Origin of the sequence: Kribbella sp., assembly GCF_035687465.1 — a bacterium.
In the GTDB taxonomy this organism is placed as follows: domain Bacteria; phylum Actinomycetota; class Actinomycetes; order Propionibacteriales; family Kribbellaceae; genus Kribbella.
Window position 1 is genome coordinate 1 of record NZ_DASRXP010000187.1, and the last position, 4,717, is coordinate 4,717.

The 4,717-nt window shown below is 68.7% G+C and carries 5 protein-coding genes; 3 read left to right on the forward strand and 2 right to left on the reverse strand.

Going from position 1 to position 4,717, the window contains the following annotated elements; genetic code table 11:
* A partial coding sequence (locus VFG33_RS09405; RefSeq protein WP_524538124.1) for an NUDIX hydrolase occupies positions 1-231 on the forward strand: 231 nt, incomplete at its 5' end.
* 72 nt (positions 232-303) lie between these two features.
* Here the strand turns inward: VFG33_RS09405 and polA are convergent.
* Positions 304-3,015, reverse strand: coding sequence for a DNA polymerase I (gene polA / locus VFG33_RS09410; RefSeq protein WP_325024540.1), 2,712 nt, complete (start codon positions 3,013-3,015; stop codon positions 304-306).
* A 129-nt stretch (positions 3,016-3,144) separates the two neighbouring features.
* Here polA and VFG33_RS09415 point away from each other — a divergent pair, with 129 nt between their 5' ends.
* Positions 3,145-3,573: a hotdog fold thioesterase gene (locus tag VFG33_RS09415; protein ID WP_325024542.1), complete on the forward strand. Its 429-nt coding sequence runs from the start codon at positions 3,145-3,147 to the stop codon at positions 3,571-3,573.
* On the opposite strand, the gene VFG33_RS09420 is transcribed toward VFG33_RS09415, so the two are convergent.
* The gene (locus VFG33_RS09420) at positions 3,536-4,234 is read right to left on the reverse strand and encodes a GNAT family N-acetyltransferase (protein ID WP_325024544.1); all 699 of its coding nucleotides are present in this window, start codon (positions 4,232-4,234) and stop codon (positions 3,536-3,538) included. The two genes, VFG33_RS09415 and VFG33_RS09420, sit on opposite strands and share 38 nt — an antisense overlap.
* 160 nt (positions 4,235-4,394) lie before the next feature.
* On the opposite strand from VFG33_RS09420, the gene VFG33_RS09425 reads away from it, so the two are divergent.
* A partial coding sequence (locus VFG33_RS09425) for a DUF554 family protein (RefSeq protein WP_325024546.1) occupies positions 4,395-4,717 on the forward strand: 323 nt, incomplete at its 3' end.

Sequence of the window (4,717 nt, forward strand, 5' to 3'; positions counted from 1 at the left end):
GTCAGCATCCAGGCGCTGGGGCCCTCGTCCTACCCCAACGGCGACCAGGTCCAGTACCTCGACCTCTGCTTCCGCTGCCGCCCCCTGCGAGGCGAGGCGCGCGTCAACGACGACGAGTCCCTCGAGGTCGCGTGGTATCCCCTGACCGCTCTCCCACCTCTGTCGCCTCGCGAACACACCTGCATCAGCAACGCCCTGACCGACGCCCCGCCTGTCTTCGCGACCTCTTAGGCACCGCTCGAAAGGAGGCGGGGTCGTCGGATCGGCCCGAGCGGGCACCTGCTGGTCGCGCTCGTGCGTGCCTCAGTGGGCGGCTTCGTGCCAGGTCCGGCCGACGCCGACCGAGACGTCCAGGGGGACGGCCATCTCGACGGCTGCGCCCATGTCACGGCGGACCAGCTCCTCCAGGGCCTCGCGTTCGCCCGGGGCGACCTCGAATACCAGTTCGTCGTGGACCTGGAGGAGCATCCGGGACTTCAGCTTCGAGGAGCGCAGGGACGCGTCGACCTTGAGCATCGCCATCTTGATCACGTCCGCGGCCGAGCCCTGGATCGGGGCGTTCAGCGCCATCCGTTCCGCCATCTCGCGGCGTTGCCGGTTGTCGCTGGTCAGGTCCGGCAGGTACCGCCGGCGGCCGAGGATCGTCTCGGTGTAGCCGCTCTTGCCGGCCTCGAGCACGATGCTGCGCAGGTAGTCGCGGACCCCGCCGAAGCGCTCGAAGTACTCGTCCATCAAGCCCTTCGCCTCGTCCACGCCGATCTTCAACTGCTGGCTCAGCCCGTACGCCGACAGGCCGTACGCCAGGCCGTAGTTCATCGCCTTGATCTTGGCCCGCATCTCCTGCGTCACCTCGGACGGCTCGACCGAGAAGACCCGCGCGGCCGTCACCGAGTGGAAGTCCTCGCCCGAGTTGAACGCCGAGATCAGCCCCGCGTCCTCGGACACGTGCGCCATGATCCGCATCTCGATCTGGCTGTAGTCGGCGCTCATCAGCGCCTCGAACCCGTCCCCGACGACGAACGCCTCGCGGATCCGGCGCCCCTCCTCGGTCCGGATCGGGATGTTCTGCAGGTTCGGGTCGGTCGAGCTGAGCCGCCCGGTCGCCGCGATCGTCTGGTTGAACGTCGTGTGGATCCGCGCGTCCTTCGGGCTGATCGTCTTCAGCAGCCCCTCGACCGTCTGCCGCAGCCGGGTCGCGTCGCGGTGCGCGAGCAGGTACGCCAGGAACGGGTGCTCGGTCTTCTCGAACAGCGCCTGCAGCGAGTCCGCGTCCGTGGTGTACCCGGTCTTGGTCCGCTTGGTTTTCGGCATCTGCAACTCGTCGAACAGCACCACCTGCAGCTGCTTCGGCGACCCGAGGTTGATCTCCTTGCCGATCACCTCGTACGCCGACGCCGCGGCCTCCCGTACACCGGTCGCGAACCGCTCCTCGAGCTTCTCCAGGTACGCGCGGTCGACCGCGATCCCGTCCCGCTCCATCGCCGCGATCACGTCGATCAGCGGGAGCTCCACATCGGCCAGCAGCGCAGTACCGGCTTGCTTCTCCAGCTCCGCGTCGAGGGTGTCGGCCAGGTCGGCGATCGCCCGGGCACGCAGCATCGTGGCATCCGCGGCGGGACCGCCCTCGACGTCGTCGAAGCTGAGCTGACCGTTCTCGGCTTCCTCGTTGCGCAGCTCGCGACGCAGGTACCGAACCGTCAGGTCGGCCAGGTCGTACGACCGCTGGTCCGGGCGGACCAGGTAGGCGCTCAGCTGCGTGTCCGAGGTGAGACCCGCCAAGGTCCAGCCGCGCTCGAGGAAGCCGAGCAGCGGGCCCTTCGCGTCGTGCAAAGCCTTGGGCTGCTGGGGATCCGCGAGCCACGCCTGCCAGGCGGTGTCGTCGTCCGGAGTCAGCGTCAACGGGTCGAACCAGGCCGCCGCACCCGACACGTTCGCCAGCGCCAGGCCGGTGATCTCACCCGTCCCACGACCCCAGCTGCCCTGGACCGCGACGCCGACCCGCTCGCCGCCGCTCACGTTCTCCTTCAGCCAGGCAGCCACCTCGCCCGGCTTCAGCTGGACACCCTGCAGCTCGAACCCCTGGTCGACGGTCTCGTCCACCTGCTCGTGCTCGGCCACCAGGCGCTCCCGCAAGACGCGGAACTCCAGGCCGTCGAACAGGGTGTGCACCTTCTCCCGGTCCCAGGGCTGCCGGACCAGGTCGTCCACCACCACGTCGAGGGTCAGGTCGCGGACCAGCTCATTGATCTGCCGGTTCCGGATCACGTCGGCCAGGTGCTCGCGCAGCGACTCACCGGCCTTGCCCTTGATCTCGTTCACCCGGTCGATCAGGTCGTTCAGCGAGCCGAACTGGTTCAGCCACTTGGCCGCGGTCTTCGGGCCGACGCCCGGTACGCCGGGCAGGTTGTCGCTGTGCTCCCCCACCAGCGCCGCGAGATCGGGATACATCTGCGGCGTCACGCCGTACTTCTCCTCGATCGCGGCCGGGTCCATCCGGGCGATCTCGGACACGCCGCGCTTCGGGTAGAGCACCGTGGTGTTCTCGTTCACCAACTGGAACGCGTCCCGGTCGCCGCTGCTGATCAGCACCTCGAAGCCCTGGTCGGAGGCCTGGGTGGCGAGGGTGGCGAGGATGTCGTCCGCCTCCCAGCCGTCGATCTCGGTGGTCGGGATCCGGAGCGCCTCCAGCACCTCCTTCACCAGCGAGACCTGGCCCTTGAACTCGTCCGGCGACTTGGACCGGCCCGCCTTGTACTCCGCGTACTGCTCGGTGCGGAACGTCTTGCGGGACACGTCGAACGCCACACAGATGTGGGTCGGCTGCTCGTCGCGGAGCATGTTGATGAGCATCGAGGTGAACCCGTACACCGCGTTGGTGTGCTGCCCGGTGGTGGTGGAGAAGTTCTCCACCGGCAGCGCGTAGAACGCCCGGTAGGCCAGCGAGTGCCCGTCCAGCAGCAGGATCCGCGGCCTGACGGTCGGATCGCCCACCGCCGCGCCCGGTTCCTTGGTCATCGTCGAAGTGTTGGTTTCAGGAGCCACAGACCGACTCTAGTGGGTAGCGCCGACAGTTTTGACACGCGCACGCGGAGGGCCTCACGTAGTGTTCGATCGACAGATCGTGTGACCCCGAGGGAGATTCCTGTGAGTGACGAGAAGGCCGCGGCGAAGCTTCCCCCGGACCTGGGGATGGAGGGCACGCTGCTGGACACGATGGGCATCGTGATCACCGAGGCCACGCCGGAACGGATCGTCGCGACGATGCCGGTGAAGGGCAACACCCAGCCGTACGGGCTGCTGCACGGCGGCGCCTCCTGCGTCCTGGCCGAAAGCCTGGGGTCGGTCGGCTCCGCGCTGCACGCCGCGAACTACGACAAGGTCGCCGTCGGCGTGGACCTCAACGCCACCCACCACCGGGCCGTCCGTGAAGGCGTCGTCACCGGCGTCGCCACCCCGATCTACCTCGGCCGGACGACCACTTCGTACGAGGTCGTCATCACCGACGAGCGCGGCAAGCGGGTCTGCACCGCCAGGATCACTTGCCAGCTGATTCAGGCTCCGCCGGGAGCCTGATCTCCCCATAGCCGTTCTCCCCGACGGTGCTCTCCCTGACGGTGCTCTCTCTGTATGGCGCGTCGCCGTACGACTGCTCCTCGACCAGCGGGGAGCGGGGCAGCTGGGCCCTCCGGGCGATCACCGAGCGCCTCGAGGAGAGCAAGGCCAGCAGGTTCGGAGCATGCTCAGCCGCTAGCCGCCGCCGTACGGTGTGGGTGGTCGCGAACCGCAGTACGCCCGCCTGGCCCAGCCCGAGGCGCGCCAGGAACCTGTTGGCCTCGCGGGCGACGGCGGGAGCGACGACGGCCAGGTGCGGGCAGTTCTCGTGCTCGGCCCAGGCGGCGGCCTCGGCGATCAGCGCCTTGCCCAGGCCGTGCCGGCGGGCGTGGTCGCTGACGTGCAGGTACTCGACCGTTACGGTGATCTCGTCGTGCAGCGGGCTGACCGGTGTCCGCCGGAGGTAGGCCATGCCACCGATCCGGCCCTCGATCTCCCCCACGATCAGCCGGCCCGACGCATCGTTCTCGTGCTTGCGGATCGTCGCCTCGGCGGCCTGCGGCGTCGGCGCGGCCAGCAGTCGCGACTGCGGCCCGGCTCCGACGGCCATCTCACGCCAGAGCGTCACGACGGCTTCAGCATCCTCGGGGGAAACGTCGCGCACCTCGATGGCTGGTGCCACGTCGGCCTCCTGGTCTTAATCCACCCCCGAGGTGAACTGGACGGGCGGATACGCTCATCCCCGCGCAACAGTAGGCCCTCGGAGGTCACAAGCAAAGCTGTGACCCGCCGCCCTCACCACCGCCACATCGGCCGTCACAGCCGGCGATCGGAGACCAGGCTTGTTCATCGGGATCGGGACTGTCGTGAACGTCGCGGCAGTCCTCGTCGGGAGCGTTCTCGGCGTCCTCATCGGCCACCGGCTCAGCCAGCGGACCCGTGATCTCGTCACCGACGCGCTCGGCCTGGTGACGCTGCTGATCGCGATCACTTCGGCACTGACAGTCGGCGACGACGTGCTCAGCGCCGCGGTGGGTGACAGTGCTCCGGTACTGATCGTGCTCGGCGCGATGCTGATCGGCGGGATCACCGGTTCCTTGCTGCGGATCGAGCAGCGGTTGGAGGGGTTGGGCGCCTGGATGCAGCACCGGTTCACCCGCGGCGA

Excerpts from the sequence above, each read along its gene's own strand:
- polA (WP_325024540.1), bottom strand. The coding sequence starts at position 3,015 with ATGACCAAGGAACCGGGCGCGGCGGTGGGCGATCCGACCGTCAGGCCG.